Here is a 24075-nt window from a genome sequence, read left to right as displayed (position 1 = left end):
TCATCAAATGCGGAGCTTTTTCTTCTCCGGATCGAAGTCGTCCAATTTTTCATAGAATGAATCGGCATAACCGACAAGGCGTGGATCGGGCGTGGTGTTCACGTCGTCGTCCTTGCCGGGGTAAGGCATGGAGGCCAAGAAGTGGCGCATGCAGTTGACGCGCGCGCGCTTTTTGTCATCAGAGCGTACCACGGTCCACGGCGCGTCGGCGGTGTGGGTGTAAAAAAACATGCTTTCTTTGGCTTCGGAATACTCATCCCAGCGGTCCAGAGATTCCACGTCCACCGGGCTCAGCTTCCAATGCTTGAGCGGATCGTTTTGGCGCGATTGAAAGCGAAACAGTTGCTCATCGCGGCTGACCGAAAACCAGAACTTGAACAAGCGAATACCACTGCGCACCAGCATACGTTCAAATTCGGGAACTTGACGCATAAATTCCATGTATTCGGCGGGGGAGCAAAACCCCATCACCCGTTCAACCCCGGCACGGTTGTACCAAGAGCGATCGAAAAACACGATTTCCCCTTTGGTCGGCAACTGTTCCACATAGCGCTGGAAGTACCATTGTCCGCGTTCTTCTTCGGTGGGTTTTTCCAGGGCAACGACGCGCGCACCACGGGGATTTAAGTGTTCCGTAAAGCGTTTGATGGTGCCGCCCTTGCCGGCCGCATCGCGACCTTCAAATATGCACAAAACGCGCTGTCCGGTATCTTTCACCCAGTTTTGAACCTTCAACAATTCGATTTGAAGTTCTTGCTTGCGGGCTTCGTACTGGCCTCTGTTCATACGGGTTTTGTAGGGATAGTTTTCGGGCAGCGGCGATTTCTTTTTCACATCGCGGTCATGTTGCAGCAATGCGTGGCTTTTGTGGATGGACGGACGCGGCAGTTGAACTTTGGTTTTGGCCGTGACAGGGACGGTGGCGTTGGGCTCAAGCGGATCTTGCTTAGCTTCAATCGCTGTGGTCATCGTGGTTGCCTTGGCTTTTGCTTTTGTGGTGGCAGCCGTCATGTGTTCGTCCTCCGTCAGAATGGATCGTGTTGCTTTTGCCGCATTGCGGCTGGGAGTCTACGCCTTCCTTAAATACAACACAATAAAAAGTGTTAAATTGAGTGTGGTTTGAGAGCGTTTATTTTCCATTGCTTTGATTGGCATCGCTCAGATCTGAAGTCACATGGGGGCGCGCGGAGGCGGCCGGGATTTCAACGAGGGCCTCAAAAATCGCCAGGACTTCGTCTGCGGTGGCTTTGATTTGTGTTTGAGCACCTTCAAAGGTATCCGACCCCACCAGGCGACAGATGTGCTGTTGCAGGGAAGGGGCCATGACGTAGTCCGCACGTGCGCGTTGCGCAGCCGTCACCGTTAGGCGCAACAGCCCTTGAATGGATTGCCATAAATCCAGTGTTTGGATCAGGCGGGTTGCGATGGATGGTTCTAAAATGCGGGCCTCTTTTAGGTTGCTCAGGGCCGTGCGGGTGTTGGGAGACAAAATTTCCGGGTGGGCATGGCCGTTTTTGAGCTGCAAATATTGCGATATGAATTCGATATCCACCAAGCCGCCGCGGAAGTTTTTGATTTCCCAGATCATATCGGTGTGGCGTTGTGCATCCATGCGCGTGCGCATGTCCGCGACGTCAACCACCAGCTTGTCGACATTGCGTTCAGAGGTGAGCGTTGCAAAGATGACGGCTTGAACTTTGGTCTGGAGATCTTGGGGACCCGTGAGCGCGCGGGCGCGGGTCAGGGCCATATGCTCCCATGTCCAGGCCTCGGTTTTAAAATATTTTTCGAATGCGATGAGGGATGTCGCAATAGGCCCGGCGTTGCCGCTGGGACGCAGGCGCATATCGACTTCGTATAATGCGCCTTCTGCCGTTTGTGCGGATAAGGCATTGATCAAGCGTTGGCTGAGACGGGCAAAATATTGGCTGACGGCCAGCGGTTTGGGACCGTTGGAGGCCGTCGCCTCGGCATCAAAATCGTAAACCAAGGTGATGTCCATGTCGGACGTTGGCGTTTTTTCCCCGCCGCCCAGTTTTCCGAACGCCACAACGCACAATGCACCGCCGGGAACGACACCGTGCTGGGTGGCAAATTCAGCTTCGACACGCGGCTGTAGCGTCGTCAACAGGGTTTCGGCAATGTCGGTGAGGGCGCGTTGGCTTTCGCGTTCTTTAATCGTGCCTTTCAGAACTTGTACCCCAACTTGGAATTTGCGGTCCTTGGCCCAGCGCCGGGCCAAATCCAAAACCTCTTCCATGCAGGTGCCGTCTTGCAAGACGTGCTCAAGCTCAAGGCGCATCTCTTCGGCATTGGGAGGCTTATCGAAGAAGCCTGGCGTCAGTACACCGTCCAAGATATTGGCCTTGTGCGCCAAGTGTTCCGCCAGCCTTGGCGCCGTGCCCAAAATATCGGCGATCAGTTCCAGCATTTGCGGGTTGGCTTGAAACATCGAAAACAGCTGTACGCCTGCGGGCAACTTGGATAAAAATTCATCAAAGCGCAGCAAGGCGCTGTCGGGATCGGCGGTGGCGGCCATGGTTTTCAAAATGAGCGGCATCAGTTCCGTCAAGATGGCGCGGGATCGGGCCGAGCGGGTTGAACGATGGCGCGCGTGATGCCAGCCGCGCACGGTCACATCGACGGTTTCGGGATTTTTGTAACCCATATTGGCCAGCGTCTTCAGGGTTTCGGGATCAGGTTCGCCTCCGGTGAAGACCAAATTCCCCCCTTCAGATCCGCTGTCGGAAAGCGGCTCACCCTCGGCAAAGAGCTCGGCATAAAGTTTTTCCACCTGCTTTAAGGTGCCCAAAAGCTCTGTGGCGAAGGCTTGAACGCCGTCGTAGCCCAAGAACGTGGCGATGGCGTTGAGACCCTCATCATCTTCGGGCAGGGTGTGGGTCTGGGCATCGTCAACCATTTGCAAACGGTGCTCGACCCGGCGCAGGTAGCGGTAAGCTTGGTCTAAAACCTGGGCGTTGGCGGCGGTCTCAAGACCAGCGTCAACCAAGGCGTTAAGGGCTTGTAGGGTCGGAATTTTACGCAAATTGCGATCGCGTCCGCCCCAAATCAATTGCTGGGTTTGTGCATAAAACTCAATTTCACGAATGCCGCCGCGCCCCAGCTTGACGTTGTGGCCGTGCAGTTTGATGTCGGAGCCACCCTTGTGAGCGTTGATTTGGCGCTTGATGGATTGAATGTCTTGGATCGTGGCGAAATCTAAATTTTTGCGCCAAACAAAGGGTTTTAAGTGGGCCAAGAACGCGGCACCCGCGTCTTTGTCGCCGGCAATGGGCCGCGCCTTGATCATGGCGGCGCGTTCCCAGTTTTGGCCGATGCTTTCATAATACTGTTCTGCGGCGTGCGTGGACAGCGCCAAGGGTGTGGAACCCGGATCGGGGCGTAGTCGCAAATCGGTACGAAACACATAACCGTCGGCGGTACGCTCATCGAGCAAGCTCACCAACCCCCGCGCCAGGCGGACAAAACTGTGTTGCAGGTCCATCGGCGCGTCGGTTTCAATCACGTCGGGGTCAAACAGCAAGATTAAATCGATGTCGGATGAATAATTCAGCTCGCGTCCGCCCAACTTACCCATGCCCAGCACCACCAGGCCAGAACCGCGCTCGGGGTCGTTTAAGTCCTTCAACTTGATTTTGCCGCGTTCGTGCAACGTGCGCAAAAGCACCGCACATGCGCGGGACGTCGCGGCATCGGCAAAATCGGACAGCGTTCCGGTGACGTCGAATACGTCCCATAAACCGGTGATATCGGCCAAAGCGACGGTCAACGCCATGCGCCGCTTTTGCACCCGAAGGTGTTTTTTCAGCGCGGTTTCATCCATATCCAGCCCGTCATTGCGGGTGGCGTCCATAATGGCATCTTTGATCTGATCAGGCCCCCGTTCCAACAGCTCTTTGGTGAACTGTGGATCATTTATCCAGCATGAGCTAAGAAATGGGGCGTTTCCGAAAATGGAGGCGCCGAGCGGAGCGCCAATTGGGTCCATTTTCAAGGTTTCGGCAAATTGAACCAGTTCCGCTTGAAGTTCAGGCGAAGCGTTGCTTTGCTTGTGGGCAGCTTCTATAAATCGCTCCCAGTCCGTCGTCACTTGCAGAGGGTGAGCAGGTGCGGGAAGGTTTTTGGCATCGAACTGAAAAAGCTGCATGTTGTTTTGAATTCTTTAAGTCTGTTGGCATCATGATGGGTCAACAGCATGCCTTGATGAAGGGGGGAAAGTCCACTGGTCAAACGCACAATCAGAGGCTTTGTTCAAGTGATCGGCGGACTCGGTTTGGGTCTGCTGGTGGCTATGCTTTTGGTTGCGTGGCGTCTGACCACCGGCCCGGTGTCGATTGGCTTTCTCACCCCTTATATTAAAAACGCCTTGGCAGAGGTCTATAAAGGTGGCGTGAACGTGTCGATAGACGACACCATTCTCACCTGGGCCGGATGGGAACGCACGCTCGACATTCGCATTGTTAACCTGCACACCACGTTGCCCAGCGGGGAAGATTTGGCGCGGGTTCCGGAAGTTTCCATTTCGCTCAGCGCCAAAGCCTTGGTGCGTGGTGTGGTCGCTCCTCGCTCCATCGAATTTTTTGGCCCCAGCTTTCGTTTGGTGCGCGATCAGGACGGTCATTTGGCGCTGGGGCTTATGGGCGCGCAACTGGGTTCTGATGGAAAAGCACAACAGGCCTCCAACGATTTTGTGGCATCGATGATTTTGCTGATGCTGCAAGACCCCGATCCAAGCCAGGCCATGAGCTATCTCAAGCGCATGTCCATTGTCTCGGGTGATCTCAGTTATGAAGATCAAGCGCTTGGCACGACCTTACAGGCGTCAAATGCCAACGCCCACTTTACCCGGGTTCAAGGCGGTCTTGAGGCCGAATTGGACTTGAATTTGCAGGCGGGCGACAAGGTTGCTGCCGTGTCGATTTTGGGCGGCTATTCGGTCGCGGGCAAGCGCATCGACTTGGGCGTGAGTTTTGAAAAAGTGAACCCGGCCGATTTCGCCAGCTTGTCACCCCGAATGGAAGCCTTAGGCGCGCTCGATATTGATTTGTCTGGAACGACCACCTTAAGTATGGATCAAGGTGGTCGGATTGAAGGCATCGGGTTTGATTTGAGCGGGGCAAAGGGCAGCATTGCGTTGCCGGTTTCCTTGGCGGCGCAACTCGACATTTTGGCGTGGGCCCAGCGGGTCGCGGTGGATGAACTTCATATTCAGGGGCGCTACGAGGGCTCCGATGAGGTGCTCGATATCAACAATCTGGATATGACACTACGGGCCGGAGAAAATCTCTACCTACCCGCCCCCATCAATCACGAATTGCCGCTGAAAATGCTCAAAACGGCGCTGAGCTATGCGGGAGATACGGGAAAGCTCGACGTTAAGGACATGCAAATTGGGTTGCGCAGCCCTTCAATCCCCGATTCTGAAGGGCCCGTTGCCAATCTCACCTTGGCCATAGAGGGCCTCTTGAAGGGTCCGGTTACGGAGCCTGAAAGTGAGGGGGAAAGAGCCGCCGAAGCCCCCCCCTTCGCAGGGCTGTCGTTGGATTTGACCGGATCGGTCCGCAATGTGGCGTTTAACGATCTGGACAGCTATTGGCCCAAAGATTTGGGCATCGATGCGCGCATGTGGGTTATTCCCAATTTGCGTGACGGCGTGGCGGAGCATGCATCGGTCCATGTCGCGCTGCGTTCTGATGTCGGTGTTGGGGGCGGATTGGCGCTGACGGCGCTTGAGGGTGAAATTCAGGCCAGCGGTTTGACCGTTGATTATCTGGCCCCCATGCCGCCGGGGAAGAATGCCCATGGCAGCGCCACGTTCACTGCGGAACGCTTCGACATCAAGATTGATGGTGCAGACGCTTTTAAGGGTTTGAAGGTGCTGGACGGTCAAGTTTCGCTGTTGAAACTGCAAGAAGATTTACCCGAAGCAGATATCCAGCTGAAAGTGAGCGGTCCGGTCCCCGCCGCATTGGCGCTGATCGATCATGAGCCGCTGGGCTTTGCCTCGATCATCGGTCTGAACCCCAAAGGCACCGATGGCACGGTGACGACGAACATCTCTTTAAAATTGCCGTTGAAGGCCGATTTGCTGGCCGAGGAGGTCATCGCCAAAGCCGACGCTCATCTGAGCAAGGCGCGCATTAAAGATTCGCTGTTTCATAAAGATTTGGAAAAGGGCGATCTGCAACTGACGGTGACCAACGATGCACTGGATCTCAAGGGAACGGCGGTCTTGGGCGATGTGCCGGTGCAGATTGGCTGGAGCCACGATTTTCGTGGGGCTGCGTTATTTCGCGATCACTACGAAATTTCCGGGACCATCAAAGAAGTTTTGAACCTCGGTGCATTGGGGATCGAAGTTCCCGATATCTTGGCGCGCTATATGCGTGGTGGGGCGCAAGCCAACGTCAATTACACGGAACTCAGCGATGGACGGCAATCGCTGTCCGCACGGGTTGATTTGGCAAATATCCATTTGGCAGCGCCTGAATTGGGATGGGATAAACCCCAAGGGGTGCCCGGGATTGCGGTTATGGAATTGCGCCTGAAAGGCGATGTTCCGGTGGCCATTCCCAAATTCAGCGTATCGGCGCCCAATATGAACATTGCTGGGTCGGTCCAGTTTTCTAAATCGGGTCAATTGGCGCGCGTTGATATCGACACCATGCGCTCTGGCCACACCGATGTTTCGGGTTCACTGACTCCGCTTAAGCCCCTTGATGCCAACCCCCCACTCGCCAACACACCTTGGGAACTGGTGCTGCGGGGGGAAAGCCTTGATGTGGGTTTGCTGTGGGATGAAATGCTCGGCATTCGGGATGTGTCAGGACAAGAAAACCTTCAAGACGACAATTTGATGCTGGACGTCGCGGTGGACATTCGCAACGTGCTGATCCGCAAAGATCGCATCATGACCGATTTGATCGGGTCCGTTTACAGAGAGAACGGGCAGTGGCGCAAACTCGATGTGGTCGGTGTGGTTGGCGAGGGTGAGCGTCAGGGCAGTATCGAGCTGATGCTGGACACCGACACGGATGGCTTGCGCTATTTATCCATTGCCTCAGATAAGGCCGGTTCTGCGCTTAAGACGCTCGATCTTTATGACAACATTTTGGGTGGTACGTTCGATCTGAAAGCGGCTTATACCGAAGTGGGCAAAGATGCACCGCTGGAAGGTGTGGTGAAGGTTAAAAACTACGCCATGATCGAAGCCCCGGCATTCGCAAAGCTGATCGGCATTATGTCGTTAACCGGCGTGTTGGATGCATTACAAGGCGACGGCTTGAACTTTGATATCTTTGAAGCGCCCTTTAAGCTGGAAAAGGGGGTGTTGCATCTGACCGATGCCCGGGCTTCTGGTCCGACCATTGGGATTACCGCCAGCGGTACCGTGAACATGGATCAAAAGCTTTTGGACATCAAAGGCACGGTGGTGCCAGCGTATATGATCAATGCGCTGTTGGGTAAAATTCCGCTTATTGGGGAACTGTTTACCGGGCCGGAAAAAGGCGGTGGGCTGTTCGCCGCCACCTACACCATGAAGGGCGTGGAAGACAACGTGGAAATTACCGTGAATCCGCTCAGCGCTTTGGCACCCGGCGTCTTGCGCGGAATCTTTACAGATTCCGGCAAGGAAACAGAAACGCCTCAAGGCCCTAAAACGCCAACAATTCCGCCGACACCCAAGTCAGCCCCCAGTGATGCCGTGACGCCAGCACCTATAAAGTAGGTGCTGGCCCTCGGTTTATGCCGCGAAACGTTTTTTCGCCGCTTTCGCCGCTTGTGCTTCTTTAGCGTCATAAGCCTGACCCGACCACAGCATTGTGTAAGCGATTTCTTCGTTTCCGTTTTCGCAGAGCTCCAAAACTTCGGCGAACAAGGGTTGGAATGTATCGCTTTTGTGAGATTGCTCGTGCTCTTCAAAGGAGCGCCAGAAGGTCACGATGAGCGCTTCGCGCCCCTTAAGGGATGATTGAACGGCCTTGCCGGCCGAGCTGCCTTCGTTTGAGACCATGCCCGCATTTAACGTGACAAACCCACCAATGAAACCCGTCTCGGAATGATAGGTTTTGACGTTTTCACAAAGGACGGCCACGCGTTCTTGCAGGTCGTCGACATCATATTCAGGTCTTAACACAACTCGGTTGACCGTTACGACGCCGTCTACGGGAAAGTTAGGGATGAAGCTGGACATTTTTGCACCTTTCTTTCATTAGCAATTTCTAATGTTAAGATAGATGTGGAAATGCTGACTAAATTTGTCAAGTAATAGACTTGTGAAATCGAGGTTTTAATTTGCTCAAAACAGGCTGTTATGGGGCAATGGCGGGGGTGTACCATTAAATACCCAACTGAATATAATGGTTATATCTCCAGCATGCCGTTGAAATTGATTCGGGCCCACTTCGTTTTGGAACGTTCTGCGTGTGCAGCGGCTCCGTTTGCGTTTGCGCGCTGTTTTTTGTGTCAGCTCTTTAAACGGCGCGTAGCAGTACGTGGCGCTTTTTACCCGATGACAGCTTCACAACACCATCCGCATTCAGATCAGCGGTCGTTACCGTTTGGTTTTCGGTGGCAAAAGCCTTGTCATTGATGCGCCCACCGCCGCCTTTGATGAGGCGCCGGGCTTCGCCGTTGGATGTGCACAGACCCGCCGTGACCAAGGCCGTAAAGGCGGGTATGCCGGCTTCCAGTTCGGCTCTGGGTACGTCGATGGAGGGCAAGTCGTCGCCCAACTGACCCTCTTCAAAGGTTTTTTGTGCGGTGGCGTGGGCGGCTTTGGCGGCTTCGATGCCGTGGCACATGCGCGTGGCTTCGTCGGCCAGCACCTTTTTGGCGTCGTTGATGTCTTGGCCTTCAAGACTTTCCAGGCGGGCGATCTCTTCCAAAGGAAGTTCCGTGAACAGACGCAAGAAGCGCCCGACGTCGCCGTCTTCGGTGTTGCGCCAATATTGCCAATAGTCATAGGGCGACAGCTGTTCGGCGTTGAGCCACACGGCTCCTGCAGCGGTTTTGCCCATTTTTGCCCCCGATGAGGTGGTGAGCAGGGGGGTGGTCAGGCCAAAGACTTCTTTGGCGTCAACCCGGCGGGTGAGCTCAACACCGTTGACGATGTTGCCCCATTGATCGGACCCGCCCATCTGCAAGCAGCATCCCTGGCGGCGATTGAGTTCCAAGAAATCATAAGCCTGGAGAATCATATAGTTGAATTCCAAGAACGTGAGCGGCTGTTCGCGTTCCAAACGCAATTTGACCGAATCAAACCCCAGCATCCGGTTGATGGTGAAGTGGGGGCCAAAATCGCGCAGAAATTCAACGTAATTGAGCGTCGTCAGCCAATCGGCGTTGTTGACCATCACCGCGTCGGTGGGACCATCGCCAAAGGTGAGAAATTTGGAAAAAATCTGTTTGATGCCATCCATATTGGCCTGGATATCCGCCGCCGTCAGCATTTTACGGCTTTCGTCCTTACCCGAAGGATCACCCACCAAGGTGGTGCCTCCGCCCATCAAAACGATCGGCTTGTGACCGGTTTTTTGCAACGTGCGCAGCATCATGATGGGCAAAAGAGACCCCACATGAAGGCTTGGCGCGGTGCAATCGAAGCCGATATAGGCGGTGACGATGGAGGTGCTGGATTTTTGATCCAGGGTTTCCAGATCTGTACATTGGTGCAGATAACCGCGCTCAGTAACGGTCTTCAGAAAATCAGATTTTAGATCGGTCATGGCCAAAACGAGTCCTATCGGCGCTTGAATGCTGTATGCTGGATGTCCACTTGGATGTTGGGATTGGACTTAGCACACTGGTCGCAGGCACACAACGTGCAGCGAAACATGGGGAGAGGCCTTCAGGCCTATAGGGACATGAACCAAGGCAAAATATATACCGCTGTTGGCTTGATGAGTGGCACCTCTTTGGATGGCATCGATGCCGCGTTGATCAAGACCAATGGTGAAGATTTCGTAGAATTCGGCCCGTCTTTGACCATTCCGTATGAAGACGCATTTAAAAACAAATTGCGCCGCATTCTCGGCCCGGCCGGACGTGCCGCGCCGGGTGCGGACGATGTTGAGCGGTTCCTCACCATTTTGCACGCGGATGCCGTCAAAATCTTGCTCAGCCGTGCCAATCTTGACGCACAAGACATTGATGTGGTTGGGTTTCATGGTCATACCGTGCATCACGATCCGAAAAACCGCATCACCGTGCAATTGGGACAGGGCAGTTTGCTGGCCGATTGGTTAGGCATTCCGGTGGTCAGCGATTTTCGCTCGCGCGACGTCAATTCCGGTGGGGAAGGTGCACCTTTGGTGCCGATTTTCCACGCCGCATTGCTCAAAAGTGCGCCCGAAATTCAATTGCCTGCAGCCGTGCTCAACATCGGCGGCGTTAGCAACATCACTTGGGTGGGTTCCGGGGGGGGAGCCGGTGAAGACGCTTTGCTCGCCTTTGACACTGGACCGGGCAATGCGCCGTTGAACGACTGGGTGCGCGCTCACACAGACGTTGATATGGATAAAGACGGCGCGTTGGCGGCAAAAGGGCGCGTCCATGAGGATGTCGTGGAAAAAGCATTAAGCCATGCTTATTTTGACCGCAAACCGCCCAAGTCTTTGGATCGTCAAGAGTTTTGCCGCGATTGTGTCGAGGGCTTGAGCCTTGAAGACGGTGCGGCGACGATTACGTCGTTTATCGCCAAGTCGGCCGCCCGGGCTGCAGCGCATTTTCCGGCCCCGGTGCACACCTGGATCGTAACCGGGGGCGGGCGGCTTAACCCGGTTATGATGCAGATGTTGCGGGACACCACCGGCGCGGATGTGCGCTCGGCCGACGGTGTGGGCTGGGATGGGGATGCCATGGAAGCCCAGGCGTTTGCCTATCTTGCGGTGCGCTCTGAGCGGTGGTTGCCCATCACCTTCCCGGCGACCACCGGCGTTGGCGAACCGATGAGCGGCGGCACGCTTAGTCGACCAACCTAACGTGTCCGTGTCACAAACAACAAAAAAAGACGGCCCGCTGAGGCCGTCTTTTTTGTGCAAATTTTGCAAGTGATAGGCTGGTTTAAGGCGCTTTCACCAAAGACTTATCAAGGTAATCGTCAATGATTTTCTTGAGTTGCGGCATGTGATCGACAAAAAAGTGATCGCAGCCTTTGACGATTTCATAATCGATCTTGATGTTCTTTTGGCTTTTCAGTTTTGCGGCCAGCTTATCGACGCTGTCGATGGGGACCACTTCATCGTGATCGCCGTGAACCAAAATGCCGGACGCCGGACACGGGGCCAAGAACGTAAAGTCGTGCTGGCTGGCGGGCGCGGCGATGGAAATGAAGCCATTGATTTCGGGGCGGCGCATCATCAGCTGCATGGAAATCCATGCGCCAAATGAAAACCCGCCAATCCAGCAGCCAGAGGCGTTGGGATTGTGCGCTTGCATCCAATCCAAAGCCGATGCTGCATCGCTCATTTCGCCTTGGCCGTTGTCAAAGGTGCTCTGTGAGCGCCCAACACCGCGAAAATTGAACCGCAAAGTGGAAAAGCCACGTTTCACGAACGCCTGGTACATGGCGTACACGACCTTATTGTTCATGGTCCCCCCGAATTGTGGGTGGGGGTGCAAAACAAGCGCGATGGGCGCGCCGGGCTTTTTGGAGTGATGGTAACGCCCTTCGAGGCGTCCCTCGGGACCGTTGAAGATAACTTCAGGCATGGATTTTGATTAACCGTCTAAATTTCAACAGGTTGCATGAAACATTCTCAATTGCACCGCACAAAAAATATTTTTTGTTCAGGGTGCCGGAATACTTGACCACTGTAGTCGGGTATCTTATATTATAGAAGTGTAATGCAGCATGGATGGTGAAGTGTTTTGTTATGGCGTTACGCAGTTATTAAAGTCGCAGACGGCGGCGCATAGGATGAACCCGTTGCCACTGCCTGCGAACCATTTAGCACAAACATATTGGATGAGCCATGTTTTTCAAGAGGCTTAAGGAAGATATCGATTCGTTTATTGCCCGAGATCCCGCAGCGCGGTCGCGCTTGGAGGTTATTTTACTGTATCCGGGCTTTCATGCGATCCAGGTTTATCGGGTGTCGAACTGGCTGTGGAAGCACGATTTTCACTTTGTGGCGCGCTTGTTGTCGCAAGCGGCCCGGTTTTTCACCGGCATTGAAATTCATCCCGGTGCGATCATTGGGCGGCGCTTCTTTATCGATCACGGCGACGGCGTGGTGATTGGTGAGACCAGCGAAATCGGCGATGACGTGACGCTGTATCAGATTGTGACGTTGGGTGGTATTTCCCCCAGTGTGGACAGTCACAAACAGGTTAATCAAAAACGCCACCCTACTTTGGAAGATGGCGTGATTGTCGGATCCGGGGCGCAGATTTTGGGACCCATTACGGTGGGCAAGGATGCCCGCATCGGGGCCAATGCCGTGGTGACGCGCGATGTGCCGCCCGGCGTGACGGCGGTGGGTATTCCGGCCCGTGTGGTGATGCCGCGCGACAAAGAGCATGCAAAGGATTTCGTGGCCTATGGCACGCCGTCCGATGGGTGCCCCGATCCGGTTCTGCACACCATCGATAACCTGCGGGCACAGGTGGCGAGTTTGATGGAGCGCATCGATGTGTTGGAACGCGGACAGGTGCTTCCTGACCGTCAGACGCAAGATGGTCCAGAGCTGTTGACGAAAAAGAAGAAGTAATAATTTCCCGGTGGGGCGTTTATAGCCCGACCAATTTGAAGGAGACACTGACGTGAAACTCAGCACCAAAGGACGTTATGCCGTTATGGCCATGGCTGATCTGGGCAAGACCGCTTCGGGCAAGCCGGTGGCGTTGGCCGATGTGGCCGATCGTCAGGAAATTTCCCTGTCGTATCTTGAACAGCTGTTTGGCAAATTGCGCCGTGCAGGTTTGGTCAAAAGTGTGCGCGGTCCGGGCGGCGGTTACTTGTTGTCGCGCAAGACCAGTGAAATTCGCATTTCCGATGTAATCACGGCGGTGGATGAGCCGATTTCGGCGACCCGCTGTAGCGCATCGGGCGGCTGTCATACGGATAAAGCACGCTGTTTGACCCATGATTTGTGGCAAGCGCTGAGCTACCAAATTCATCTCTATCTCAGCTCTGTGACCTTGGCTGATGTTTGCGCGCGCCGGGTTTTGGGTCCGCAGCCGGAATTGTTTCATGACATGGTGGCGCAAATTCCATCCGATATCATCGCGGCGGAATGAGCACAGGCACACCACCGGCTGACTTCACAAACACTGACTTGAAAAGGCATCTGACGCCATGAACCAAACGGTTTACATGGATCATAACGCGACCTCGCCCACCCGCCCCGAAGCGGTGGAGGCAGCGGCACGTGCGATGCAGGTCGGCGGCAATCCGTCGTCGGTGCACGGTCAGGGCCGCAAGGCCCGGCGTATCGTTGAAGAGGCCCGCGAACAGGTGCGCCGCGCTGTGAATGCCCCCGCCAGCGCCCAGATCGTGTTTACCTCTTGTGGCACCGAAGCCAATAGCCTCGCGTTAAGGGGCTCGGGACGTCCAAACGTTATGGTTGGGGCCACCGAACATGCATCGGTTTTGCGTGCTGCCGACGCCATCGAGCGCATTCCGGTTGATGTGAACGGGCTGATTGATCCGTTCCAATTTGATGAAATGCTGGCCGGTGGCGGGGATGACAAGGTCATTTCCGTGATGTTGGCCAACAATGAAACCGGCGTGTTGCAGCAAGTCGAAGGCATTGCCCGGATCGCGCACCGCTACCATGCCCTTGTGCATACCGACGCGGTTCAGGCGTTGGGCAAAATCGATGTTGATTTTGCCGCGCTGGGCGTTGATCTGATGAGCTTGTCGGCGCACAAAATCGGCGGCCCGCAGGGCGCTGGTGCGCTGATCGCCACCAAGGATGTTAAATTGACAGCGGTGAACCCCGGCGGCGGGCAGGAAAACGGCGTGCGTGGCGGTACCGAAAATTTATCCGGCATTGCCGGGTTTGGCGTGGCGGCTGAACTGGCCAAAGCGGAACTTCCCGATATGGCGCGGATCAAAGCGCTGCGGGATCGTTTGGAAGCCGGAGTCCTGGAGCTTTCAAATGAGGCCAATGTGATTGCCTTGTTGACGGACCGCTTGCCCAACACCAGTTTCATCACCATGTCTGGTGTGGATGCCGAAACCCAAGTGATGGCTTTTGATCTGGATGGCCTCTGTGTCAGCGCCGGGTCGGCCTGTGGGTCGGGGAAAACCAAATCCAGTGGCGTGCTGGGCGCCATGGGCATCCCAACCGAAGTCGCCAAAACGGCGGTTCGGGTGAGCTTGGGCCATGCCACCACAGATGACGATATCGAACGCTTTTTGTCCGCTTGGGCGGCGCTCTATCAGCGCAAGAGCAGGGCGCGCTCTGCCGCTTAAAGTAAATGTTGAACCAATGAACAAAGAACAAGGTTGAAAAAAATGACGGCCAAGACTTGGACCCAAAACAACCCTCTCTACCTGGATTATCAGGCGACCACGCCAACCGATCCGCGTGTGGTTGAGGCGATGAACCCCTATTGGACCGAAAAGTTCGGCAACCCGCATTCGCGCAACCACCATTATGGTTGGGAAGCGGAAGATGCGGTCGAGATTGCCCGCGGCCATGTGGCGGACTTGATTGGGGCCTCGACGAAGGAAATCATTTTCACCTCAGGTGCTACGGAATCCAACAACTTGGCCATCAAAGGCGTGGCGAAGTTTTATGGCGACAAGCGCAACCACATCATCACCTGCGTGACCGAACACAAGTGCGTGTTGGAATCCTGTCGGGCGTTGCAGCAAGACGGCTTTGACGTCACCTATTTGCACGTCCAAGAAAACGGCTTGATCGATCTGGACGTTTTGAAGGCCGCGATGACGGATAAAACCGTGTTGGTTTCCATCATGGCGGTGAACAATGAAATCGGCGTGATCCAGCCCTTGAAGGAAATCGGCCAACTGTGCCGCGCCAACAAAACCTTCTTCCACACTGACGCCGCGCAAGCCGTCGGGAAAATCCCCTTGGATGTGGATGACATGAACATCGATCTGCTGTCGATTTCCGGGCACAAAGTTTATGGCCCCATGGGCATCGGCGCGCTGTATGTGCGGCGCAAGCCCCGTGTGCGGTTGGTGCCGTTGATCCACGGCGGCGGTCAAGAACGCGCCATGCGTTCGGGCACCTTGCCGACCCCCTTGGTGGTGGGTTTGGGCAAAGCGTGCGAATTGGCGAGCAAAGAAATGGCGGCGGAAGCTGAACGTCTGCACGGTTTCCAAAACCGCTTGTTTGAGGGTTTGAAAGAACGCATACCGGAAATTTTCTTGAACGGCGATCTTGTGCACCGCATTCCCGGCAATTTGAATATATCGTTTGCTTACGTCGAAGGTGAAGGCCTGATGATGGGCATTAAGGACTTGGCGGTCTCCAGCGGTTCCGCGTGCACGTCTGCGTCGTTGGAACCCAGCTATGTGCTGCGCGCGCTGGGTGTCGAAGAAGAACTGGCTCACACGTCCTTGCGTTTGGGCCTGGGCCGCTTCACCACCGAAGAAGACATCGACTATGCGATTGAACGCATTGCCAAAGAAGTGAACCGTCTGCGCGAACTGAGCCCGCTTTGGGACATGGCGCAAGCCGGTATCGATATTAAGTCCATCAAATGGGCTGAACACTGAGATCATACATTGCCCCCAACGTGAACAGTCCCCATCTAAGAAGGGACCTAAAGGAGATAAAACATGGCCTATAGTAAAGAACTGATCGACCATTATGAGAACCCGCGTAACGTCGGTTCAATGGAAGACGGCGCAAGTGACATCGGCACCGGATTGGTGGGCGCGCCCGCGTGCGGCGACGTGATGAAACTGCAAATCAAGGTGAGCGCGGACGGCATCATCGAAGACGCAAAGTTCAAGACCTTTGGGTGCGGTTCCGCCATTGCTTCGAGCTCGCTGGTGACCGAATGGGTCAAAGGCAAGACCATTGACGAAGCCGCGACCATCAAAAACACCGACATTGCCGAAGAACTGGCTCTGCCGCCGGTGAAGATTCATTGCTCGGTCCTGGCTGAGGATGCTATCAAAGCGGCTATCCAAGATTACAAAAGCAAAGCCGCTACGGCCAACAAGGGTCAAGACGCCGCTGAATAAGCTTTTTGACGTGAACAGAGAGAACGCCCGATGAATTTGCCCGCACCGATCAACATGACCCCTGCGGCCATTGACCAAGTCAAGGCCCTGCTCGCAAGCCGTGGTAAGCCGTCTGCCGGCATCCGCATCGGCGTGCGCACAAAAGGCTGCTCGGGTTTGTCTTACACGCTTGAATTTGCAGACGAAGTTGGCGAGTTTGATGAGGAATTGGAGGTCGATGGGGTGAAGGTTCTGATTGACCCCAAGGCCACCATGTTCATCATCGGCACCGAAATGGACTATGTGACGGACAAGCTTGAAAGTGGCTTTGTCTTCACCAACCCCAATGAGAAGGGCCGCTGTGGGTGCGGTGAGTCTTTTCACGTTTAAGGGGCTGCGTCATTTTATCCCGTGGCCGCCCTTCGGGGCGGTTGCGTTTTGTGGCCCTATAATAAGTTTAGAAATATGACCGACGGTAAATGCTCGACGTGAACACACAATCGCCCGAAACCCATCTCAAGCCGTGCTGGTCCTGCAAAGGCCCATCCCCTGCAACGGCATTGTTTTGCCACACCTGCAAAGCAGTGCAGGCTCCGGCATCCGTGGACCATTTCGCGCGTTTGGGAATGGAGCCGACATTTGATGTGGATGTTGCGGCCTTAGATCGTTTGTATTTTGACCTCCAACGGCAACTTCACCCTGACCGCTTTGCCACCAAGGCGCCGAAGGAAAAAGCGCTTAGCCAACGCCAAGCCACGGCCTTGAACGACGCCTATGAAGTGCTCAAAAACCCGCTGATGCGTGCGGACTATCTGGTCCATTTGCTTGGAATTGACGTATTGCCCGAAGGCTGCAACTTGGTCCATGACCAATCCATCTTGATGGAGGCCATGGAAATGCGGGAAAAGTTGATGATGGCCGATACCCAAGATGCGCTGAACGCCATCCAACGCGAAACCAAAACGGAGATTGACGATGTTTTGTCGGCCCTGTCTTTGGCGTTTGCGGGCCACGACATTCAAGGCGCGTGTCGATTGACCACACGTCTTAAGTATCTCGACAAAATGATGGGTGAGGTGCGCCACAGTCGCGCTCGCCTGATGTCTTAAACAAAAAGACTTGTCCCCAATTCAGGAATATTTTTTTATGGCGCAACTTCTGCAAATTCACGAACCCGGTGAATCACCGGTCCCCCATCAGGACGACGCTGAGATGGCCGTGGGCATCGATTTGGGCACCACCAATTCGGTGGTGGCCGTCAGCTCCGAAGGTCAAGTCGAAGTTCTCAAAGATGACGACGGTCAAGCGTTGGTGCCGTCCATTGTGGCCTATGCACCGGACGGTTCGGCCATCGTCGGCGAATTGGCCAAGCGCTTGCTGCTCAGCCGTCCCGACAGTGTGGTGAGTTCCATCAAGCGCTTGATGGGTCGCGGTGCGGAAGACGTCAAATCCTTGGGCGGTCAAATGCCGTTTGATATTGAGCCTCATCATGAAGGCGAAAGCCAGTTGGTGCGCTTGAACATCGGCGGCCATGCGCTGACGCCGATTGAAATTTCCGCCGATATTTTGCGCGCCCTTAAAGACCGCGCCGAAGCCCACTTGGGGGCCAAGGTGGAAAAAGCCGTGATCACCGTGCCGGCGTATTTCGACGATGCCCAGCGCACCGCCACCAAGGACGCTGCGCGTCTGGCAGGTCTCAACGTCTTGCGCTTGGTCAATGAACCTACGGCGGCGGCGCTGGCTTACGGTTTGGACAAAAGCGCGGAAGGTTTGTACGCGGTGTTTGACCTGGGTGGCGGAACCTTCGATGTGTCGCTGTTGCGCATGGAAAAGGGCGTCTTTCAGGTGCTGGCCACGGGCGGCGATGCGGCACTGGGCGGGGACGATTTTGACCACGCCATCGCCAATCACTTTCTTGAGCAGCGCAAGGCAGGGTTAGGCGAAACGAATCTGAGTGCAGGCGAAGTGAAAGTCGCCTTGATGACCGCACGCATGGCGAAGGAATGCCTGACCACGGAAGACAGTGGTGAATGGATGTTGACGGCGGGGGACAAGCAGACCAAGCATGCCTTGGACCGGGCAACGTTTAATGACCTTATTCGCGCCGACGTCAAACGCACGGTTAAAATCTGTCACGAAGTTTTAACCGAAGCGGGCTTTGATCCCATGGACATCAAGGGCGTTGTTTTGGTGGGCGGGTCTACCCGCGTGCCGTTGGTGCGCGAAACCGTGTCTCAATATTTCGGCTCTGAACCGCTGGCCGACATCGACCCCGACCAGGTGGTGGCCGTAGGGGCCGCGTTGCAGGCCGAGGCCTTGACAGTGGGCTCGGACACCTTGTTACTGGATGTCACGCCGTTGTCTTTGGGGCTGGAAACCATGGGCGGTTTGGTGGAAAAGGTCATTCCCCGCAACACCCCCATTCCGGTGGCGAAGGCGCAAGAATTCACCACGTTTAAAGACGGTCAAACCGCCATGGCCATTCATGTGGTCCAGGGCGAACGCGAAATGGTCGATCAAAACAGGTCCCTGGCGCGCTTTAACTTAACCGGCATTCCGCCCATGGCGGCGGGGGCGGCGCATATTCGCGTGACCTTCCAGGTGGACGCGGACGGACTGTTGACCGTTTCGGCGGGCGAAGACACCTCGGGCATCGAAGCCAAGGTCGAAGTCAAACCATCCTATGGTCTCAGCGAAGAAGAAATGTCGACCATGCTCTATGACAGCATGGCCAATGCCAAAGGCGACATGGAACTGCGCTTGCTGACCGAAGCGCGCGTAGAAGCCGAACGCGCCATGTTGGCGGTGCGCGCAGCCCTTCAGGCCGATTGCAAGCTGCTGACGGTGGGGGAACGCGAAACCATTGGCGAACAAATGGACAAACTCATCGACGCCATCAAAGGCACGGATCGCGACGCGATTAACGCGGCGGCCGAAGATTTGGATAAAGCCACCCGCGTGTTTGCCGAAAAACGCATGGACAAAGGCATCCGCGATGCCTTGACCGGGGTTGCCATCGACAAGTTGCAATCGAGTGTCAGCGACGGAGAAAACGCTTAGCCCTTGTCCCGCATGCCAAGGCGATGTAAACCAGAGACCAAAGAAGACACTGCTTTCGAGGAGAAGACAAAATATGCCGAAAATGACTTTCATTGATGCGGACGGCAACCGCAAAGAAGTGGATGCGCCGGTTGGCCTCTCCGTCTTGGAAATCGCCCACAAAAACGACCTGGACCTGGAAGGCGCTTGCGAAGGCTCGCTGGCGTGCTCAACCTGTCATGTGGTTGTTGACGATAAGTGGTTCAGCAAGCTTGACGATGCGACCGAAGAAGAAGAAGACATGCTCGACTTGGCATTTGGCCTCACCCACACCTCGCGTTTGGGCTGTCAGATCAAAATGACCGAAGAGCTCGACGGCTTGGAAGTGACCTTGCCGACGGGCACCCGCAACATGCTCTTAGACTGATTGAAGGTTTTTTTATGCGGTGGACCGACGTTCACGATATCGCCATAGAATTGGAAGACGCCCACCCGGACGCCGATATCTTGCACGTGCGTTTTACGGACTTGTGGAAATGGGTGCAAGCCCTGCCGGGCTTTGACGACGATCCCCAAAAATCGAGTGAAAAAATCCTCGAAGCCATTCAAATGGCATGGCTGGACGAGCGTGATTAAGGCTTTGGCGTCCTCTTTGCCGTAACGCGATATACCTGAGTTTTCATTTTCGCCGAACGCTCTAAAAGGCCTGCATATGTCCAACATTTCTCTGATCAATTTGGCCGTTCTGGGGTGGTTTTTGGTGGTGTGGAACGGCTATACGTTTTACGCCGATCACTTCAAACGCAACAGCCGATCCCTGCTCACCGTTATGCGCAAGCATCGCCAAGGTTGGATGCAGCAGATGTTGCACCGAGATGTGCGCATCGTCGACACCACCATCATGAGCGCTTTGATGCGCAGCGTGGGGCTGTTTTCATCCACCACGTTGCTGATTTTGGCGGGCTTGTTGGCCATCTTGGGCTCCTTGGACAAGGTGCAGGCCTTGGTTCGCGATATTCCCTATGTTGTCATCGCCACCCACGCGGAGTGGGAGCTGAAAATTCTCGTGCTCATCGTGATTTTCGTTTACGCATTTTTCAAATTCGCCTGGTCTTTGCGCCAGTTTAATTATTCCATCACCCTGATTGGTGCCGCTCCGCCGCCGAGCCAGGCCGAGAGTTCAGACGCCCAAGCCTTTGCCGTTGGGGCCGCGGAAGTTATCGCCCTGGCGGTGTCGAACTTTAACCGGGGTATGCGCGCATATTATTTTGCTTTGGCGGCGCTGAGCTGGTTTTTGCATCCCCTGTTGTTTTCGGTTTCAACCCTGTGGGTGGTGGCGGTGGTGTATCGGCGTGAATTTCGCTCCCACACGCTGGGTTTTCTTGACGGTATTCCGGGCACGGGAACACAGACATGAAACTCGACCTGCCGACCAGCGCCTTTGCCAAGCCGCCCGCTGAGACCCGCGTGGTGGTCGCCATGTCCGGCGGGGTGGATTCTTCCGTAACGGCGGCGTTGCTGAAAGAAGCCGGCTACGACGTGGTCGGCATCACCTTGCAGCTTTACGATCATGGCGTCGCCATCGACAAGCCCGGCACGTGCTGCGCGGGTCGCGACATTCACGATGCGCGGCGGGTGGCCGATCACATTGGCATCCCCCATTACGTGCTCGATTTTGAACAGCGTTTCCGCGAACAGGTGATGGAGGCTTTTGCCGACACCTATCTGGCGGGTGAAACGCCCATTCCCTGCGTGCTGTGCAATGACACCATCAAGTTCAAGGACTTGCTGGAGCGGGCCAAAGATTTGGGCGCGGACGCTTTGGTGACGGGTCACTATGTGCGTCGCATTGATGGGCCGGATGGGGCCGAGTTGCTGCGCGGCCAAGACGCGTCTCGCGATCAAAGCTATTTTCTCTTTTCCACACCGAAAGCGGCGCTGGAAAAGCTGTGGTTTCCGTTGGGCACTTGTACCAAAGACGAAGCCCGCGCCGAGGCCGTGCGCCTCGGCCTCGACATCGCGGCAAAGCCCGACAGCCAAGACATCTGCTTTGTGCCTCAAGGCAAGTATCTGGATGTGGTGGAAAAGCTCCGCCCCGGTGCGGCGGATCCGGGCGACATTGTCGATATGGACGGCAAGGTTTTAGGGCGACATGACGGCGTCATCAAATTCACCGTGGGCCAACGCCGCGGCCTGGGCCTTTCTGTGCCTGAATCTGTTTACGTCATCAAGCTCGATGCCACCACCAAACAGGTGGTTGTGGGGGCAAAATCAGACTTGCTCGCCCAAGCGCTCACGATTCGGGACATCAACTGGCTGGGCACGGGTGAAACCATCCCTAAGGATGGTTTCACGTGCACGGCCAAGCTGCGGTCCACCAGTCCTCTGGTCGCCATCCACGTAACGCCGCTGGACGACAACCGCGCCCAAGTCCACTTGCAAGAGCCCTTCGCGGGCATCGCTCCCGGACAGGCTTGCGTGTTTTATGATGGTGAACGGTTGCTGGGCGGTGGTTGGATCGAAAAGCCGTAAGCGTTATACGCGGTCGCGTCGTTCTCGTTTTACGAACAACACCCGCAGCACGATGACTCTTTGTCTGTATTGACCTCTTGGGATTGCTCCGAAGCCGCGGCGGTGGCTGCTTCTGATGTGCTGTTTGCCGTTACAGGTGCTGTTTCACGGGCTTGTTCGTTTTGATCCGTGTTTTTTATTTCGCCGCTCATTTTGTAAATACTCCTTTGAAAAACAACAATTTTCCGTTTTTGTAAACTTCGGATCGAGGACGTTTACATATAAATTTTGCCGTGTATTTGACCGCAGGCAATTGGGGTGGCCTGTCAGGGCCGGTTAAATGGTTAAAAGTGTATTTTTGACTCACGGGTGCAATATGGAAAGAGTACATATAGTTGAAGTTATCTCTTTGGTGTATCGGGTGAAAAATGACGACTTACGAGGAAGTTTCTCGAATCATTCTGACTCAAGCCGAGAAGCAAATATTGCATCTCAAAAATCAGATTGAAGAGGATGCTAAGACGTTCTCGAAAATGGCGGAAAATGAGCTCGCGCTCGAAAAACAGATCATTTCGCTGAATTCACAAATCGAACAACTCGATGAATTGCTTGAAGATTCAAATGAGAAGCTGTCCAGTACGGAAGACAAAATCAGCAAGGTTCGTGACGCCATCACGGATCTGAAACTGGTGTCTGTTGCGGCTTTAAAACAGGTGGGCACCAATTCAAGCAAGGCTCAATTTGCCGTGACGTTGTGTGAACTTGCCATCAAAACAAAACTGACCAATGAAGTTCAGTTTCTGGAAGAAGCCAAACTTCAAATCGAAGAGTTGCGAAAGCGGCTAAAGCCTTAATCCGCGTAGCGGTCCATACATCTCAGAATCAAAAAAGGGGCCAGCCTGATAACCAGCCCCTTCCTTTGATATGCCCTGCTCTACTCGTCGCGCTTCTGATTAACAACACGCGCCAGGGTTTTCTCCCAATCAGCACGGTGCTCGATCCGCTCATATCCGCCACCGTCAGACTTGCGGAGTTCCAAGCGCGTCTTTTGGCTGAGTGTGGGCCAGTTCTCATACATAACATACAGCGCGTTGCCATATTCCAGGTTCTCGAAGGCAACAAGATCGTCTTCAAACATAGCGCCAAAGTAGCGATTAAAACCGCTTGTGCCACGGATGATTTGACGCGGCTTAAGTTTCTCCAAAGCCCCGTAACGATCACTAATCGTCTTCACCAAAATGGGATTCTTCACCTTGCCCAGAATCTTTGTTAAATTGTCTTCACGGGTATCAGGAGGCAAAATCTCCCACTCGACGACAATGGCAGACTTAAAGTCCTCCAACGACGCCGCGCTTCCGAAGATGTCGGACACACCCGTGTTTTCCTGGATAAGGTTGAGGTTGAACAGAAGATCGCCCTCAAGGTTTGGATCAGACAGATCAAAAGTTTCTTCAACTGTAAAGGCCACCACGGTTGCACCATCAAGCTCTTCGATGGTCTCAATCTTAATGGTGTTATCGCGTGGTGCAATGTGATCACGCTGGTATACATCTCGGACAATGTCCACAGTATGTGTGCCATAAGTTGCGGCATCGCCAAAGTTCGGCGTATCAAAGCTGAATGTCTTTGTGGTCATAGGAAGGTCTTTGCGAACGATCTCCTTGCCATTCACATTGACCTTTGATGTATGCCCCACATTTTCCTGTGGCATAATCCGTTCTGGATATTTCAGTTTGTCGTCTTCGACAGTAAAACTGAGGTGATCATAGATACCCTTGTTGACATCTTCGTGCTTCACTTTCTTTACTGCTGCGACAATAACGGCGTCAGCGCCAAGGGTTTCCACTTTCCGTTTAATGGTTGGTGGAATCTTACGAAAGCCTTTCTTCCAAGGCATTTTAATCGGCATCATTTGTATATGATCCAGTTCATCTAGAATTAATTTCGACTCCACCGACGCAATCGCCATCGGAAGAGTTTTTTGGAAATCAAGCTAGACGCTGGAAAAACTTCAGAGTAAGAATCGTATTGTCTAGATACGGGATGCTTTCCAGCGTCCTAACTTGATTGGCTCGGCCCTTTGGGTCGGGCCTTTCTTGCTTTAAGTGCTTTGGGTGCAGTGCCTCCTAATCTTGTTGAGATTCAAAATGATAATAATGCCTGAAGTTATAACGCTCAATGAATCTTCTACACTAAAGGCACAATAAATTGTGCATTAGACTCGGTCACACCCCAAATGTTGTGTCGCCTCAATGAGTTAAATGGCTTATTTCACGTTGAAGGTAAATTCAACACCCGCATTTAATGCATTTCGCCTAAATTGGTAATAAATATAATAATAACATACACATAAG

Annotated in this window: 22 protein-coding genes; 15 read left to right on the top strand and 7 right to left on the bottom strand. The window is 54.3% G+C overall.

All coding sequences use genetic code 11. The features are described from left to right. Positions 1 to 3: 3 nt before the first annotated feature. Together ppk2 and BEN30_RS13890 are read right to left on the bottom strand one after the other, a co-directional pair. Entirely contained in the window at positions 4 to 1011 is a 1008-nt protein-coding gene (gene ppk2 / locus BEN30_RS13895; protein WP_245649058.1) for a polyphosphate kinase 2, read from the bottom strand. Between the two features lie 118 nt (positions 1012 to 1129). After that, positions 1130 to 4168 carry a bifunctional [glutamine synthetase] adenylyltransferase/[glutamine synthetase]-adenylyl-L-tyrosine phosphorylase gene (locus tag BEN30_RS13890; protein ID WP_069958933.1) on the bottom strand — a complete coding sequence of 1013 codons (3039 nt, stop codon included), beginning with the start codon at positions 4166 to 4168 and terminating at the stop codon, positions 1130 to 1132. A gap of 108 nt (positions 4169 to 4276) precedes the next feature. Here BEN30_RS13890 and BEN30_RS13885 point away from each other — a divergent pair, with 108 nt between their 5' ends. Continuing rightward, a complete protein-coding gene (locus BEN30_RS13885; protein ID WP_069958932.1) occupies positions 4277 to 7750 on the top strand; it encodes a YhdP family protein in 3474 nt (1157 codons plus the stop codon). A 15-nt stretch (positions 7751 to 7765) separates the two neighbouring features. On the opposite strand, the gene BEN30_RS13880 is transcribed toward BEN30_RS13885, so the two are convergent. Together BEN30_RS13880 and tyrS are read right to left on the bottom strand one after the other, a co-directional pair. Continuing rightward, positions 7766 to 8215 (bottom strand): ligand-binding protein SH3, encoded by a 450-nt coding sequence (locus BEN30_RS13880; protein ID WP_069958931.1) that lies wholly within the window; start codon positions 8213 to 8215, stop codon positions 7766 to 7768. Between the two features lie 280 nt (positions 8216 to 8495). Next, positions 8496 to 9749 (bottom strand): tyrosine--tRNA ligase, encoded by a 1254-nt coding sequence (tyrS, locus tag BEN30_RS13875; protein WP_069958930.1) that lies wholly within the window; start codon positions 9747 to 9749, stop codon positions 8496 to 8498. A gap of 138 nt (positions 9750 to 9887) precedes the next feature. Between tyrS and BEN30_RS13870 the strand changes: the two genes are divergently transcribed. Then, the gene (locus BEN30_RS13870; RefSeq protein WP_069958929.1) at positions 9888 to 11003 is read left to right on the top strand and encodes an anhydro-N-acetylmuramic acid kinase; all 1116 of its coding nucleotides are present in this window, start codon (positions 9888 to 9890) and stop codon (positions 11001 to 11003) included. Between the two features lie 82 nt (positions 11004 to 11085). On the opposite strand, the gene BEN30_RS13865 is transcribed toward BEN30_RS13870, so the two are convergent. Further along, positions 11086 to 11733, bottom strand: coding sequence for an alpha/beta hydrolase (locus BEN30_RS13865; RefSeq protein ID WP_069958928.1), 648 nt, complete (start codon positions 11731 to 11733; stop codon positions 11086 to 11088). A gap of 263 nt (positions 11734 to 11996) precedes the next feature. On the opposite strand from BEN30_RS13865, the gene epsC reads away from it, so the two are divergent. The 12 genes from epsC to mnmA all read left to right on the top strand — a co-directional run bounded on the left by epsC (position 11997) and on the right by mnmA (position 21742). Beyond that, positions 11997 to 12734: a serine O-acetyltransferase EpsC gene (epsC, locus tag BEN30_RS13860; protein ID WP_069958927.1), complete on the top strand. Its 738-nt coding sequence runs from the start codon at positions 11997 to 11999 to the stop codon at positions 12732 to 12734. 52 nt (positions 12735 to 12786) lie between these two features. Continuing rightward, entirely contained in the window at positions 12787 to 13263 is a 477-nt protein-coding gene (locus tag BEN30_RS13855; RefSeq protein WP_069958926.1) for an Rrf2 family transcriptional regulator, read from the top strand. Between the two features lie 58 nt (positions 13264 to 13321). After that, positions 13322 to 14443, top strand: coding sequence for a cysteine desulfurase family protein (locus BEN30_RS13850; RefSeq protein WP_069958925.1), 1122 nt, complete (start codon positions 13322 to 13324; stop codon positions 14441 to 14443). Positions 14444 to 14485: 42 nt separating this feature from the next. Beyond that, positions 14486 to 15718, top strand: a complete 1233-nt coding sequence (locus BEN30_RS13845; RefSeq protein WP_069958924.1) for an IscS subfamily cysteine desulfurase — start codon at positions 14486 to 14488, stop codon at positions 15716 to 15718. 63 nt (positions 15719 to 15781) lie between these two features. Continuing rightward, positions 15782 to 16192 carry a Fe-S cluster assembly scaffold IscU gene (iscU, locus tag BEN30_RS13840; protein ID WP_069958923.1) on the top strand — a complete coding sequence of 137 codons (411 nt, stop codon included), beginning with the start codon at positions 15782 to 15784 and terminating at the stop codon, positions 16190 to 16192. Between the two features lie 30 nt (positions 16193 to 16222). Next, a complete protein-coding gene (locus tag BEN30_RS13835; RefSeq protein WP_069958922.1) occupies positions 16223 to 16561 on the top strand; it encodes a HesB/IscA family protein in 339 nt (112 codons plus the stop codon). 89 nt (positions 16562 to 16650) lie between these two features. Beyond that, positions 16651 to 17280 (top strand): Fe-S protein assembly co-chaperone HscB, encoded by a 630-nt coding sequence (gene hscB, locus BEN30_RS13830; protein WP_069958921.1) that lies wholly within the window; start codon positions 16651 to 16653, stop codon positions 17278 to 17280. 37 nt (positions 17281 to 17317) lie between these two features. Further along, the gene (gene hscA, locus BEN30_RS13825) at positions 17318 to 19231 is read left to right on the top strand and encodes a Fe-S protein assembly chaperone HscA (RefSeq protein WP_069958920.1); all 1914 of its coding nucleotides are present in this window, start codon (positions 17318 to 17320) and stop codon (positions 19229 to 19231) included. 73 nt (positions 19232 to 19304) lie between these two features. Continuing rightward, complete coding sequence (locus BEN30_RS13820; protein ID WP_069958919.1) at positions 19305 to 19637, top strand: ferredoxin family 2Fe-2S iron-sulfur cluster binding protein; 333 nt, start codon at positions 19305 to 19307, stop codon at positions 19635 to 19637. Positions 19638 to 19651: 14 nt separating this feature from the next. Beyond that, positions 19652 to 19846, top strand: a complete 195-nt coding sequence (gene iscX, locus BEN30_RS13815) for a Fe-S cluster assembly protein IscX (protein WP_069958918.1) — start codon at positions 19652 to 19654, stop codon at positions 19844 to 19846. 76 nt (positions 19847 to 19922) lie between these two features. Further along, entirely contained in the window at positions 19923 to 20627 is a 705-nt protein-coding gene (locus BEN30_RS13810) for a DUF599 domain-containing protein (protein WP_084005576.1), read from the top strand. After that, on the top strand, positions 20624 to 21742 hold the full coding sequence (gene mnmA / locus BEN30_RS13805; RefSeq protein ID WP_069958916.1) for a tRNA 2-thiouridine(34) synthase MnmA: 1119 nt from the start codon (positions 20624 to 20626) through the stop codon (positions 21740 to 21742). Before BEN30_RS13810 ends, mnmA begins: the two co-directional genes overlap by 4 nt. Positions 21743 to 21771: 29 nt before the next feature. Here the strand turns inward: mnmA and BEN30_RS18700 are convergent, their stop codons facing one another. Then, a complete protein-coding gene (locus tag BEN30_RS18700) occupies positions 21772 to 21933 on the bottom strand; it encodes a hypothetical protein (protein WP_170827066.1) in 162 nt (53 codons plus the stop codon). Positions 21934 to 22149: 216 nt separating this feature from the next. On the opposite strand from BEN30_RS18700, the gene BEN30_RS13800 reads away from it, so the two are divergent. After that, the gene (locus tag BEN30_RS13800; RefSeq protein ID WP_069958915.1) at positions 22150 to 22575 is read left to right on the top strand and encodes a hypothetical protein; all 426 of its coding nucleotides are present in this window, start codon (positions 22150 to 22152) and stop codon (positions 22573 to 22575) included. A gap of 80 nt (positions 22576 to 22655) precedes the next feature. Here the strand turns inward: BEN30_RS13800 and BEN30_RS13795 are convergent, their stop codons facing one another. Beyond that, positions 22656 to 23690: a hypothetical protein gene (locus tag BEN30_RS13795; protein WP_069958914.1), complete on the bottom strand. Its 1035-nt coding sequence runs from the start codon at positions 23688 to 23690 to the stop codon at positions 22656 to 22658. Between the last annotated feature and the right edge of the window lie 385 nt (positions 23691 to 24075).

It is taken from the genome of Magnetovibrio blakemorei, assembly GCF_001746755.1.
Taxonomy (GTDB): domain Bacteria; phylum Pseudomonadota; class Alphaproteobacteria; order Rhodospirillales; family Magnetovibrionaceae; genus Magnetovibrio; species Magnetovibrio blakemorei.
The sequence above is the reverse complement of the archived record's forward strand: the minus strand, read 5'-3'. Positions and strand labels throughout refer to the sequence as shown.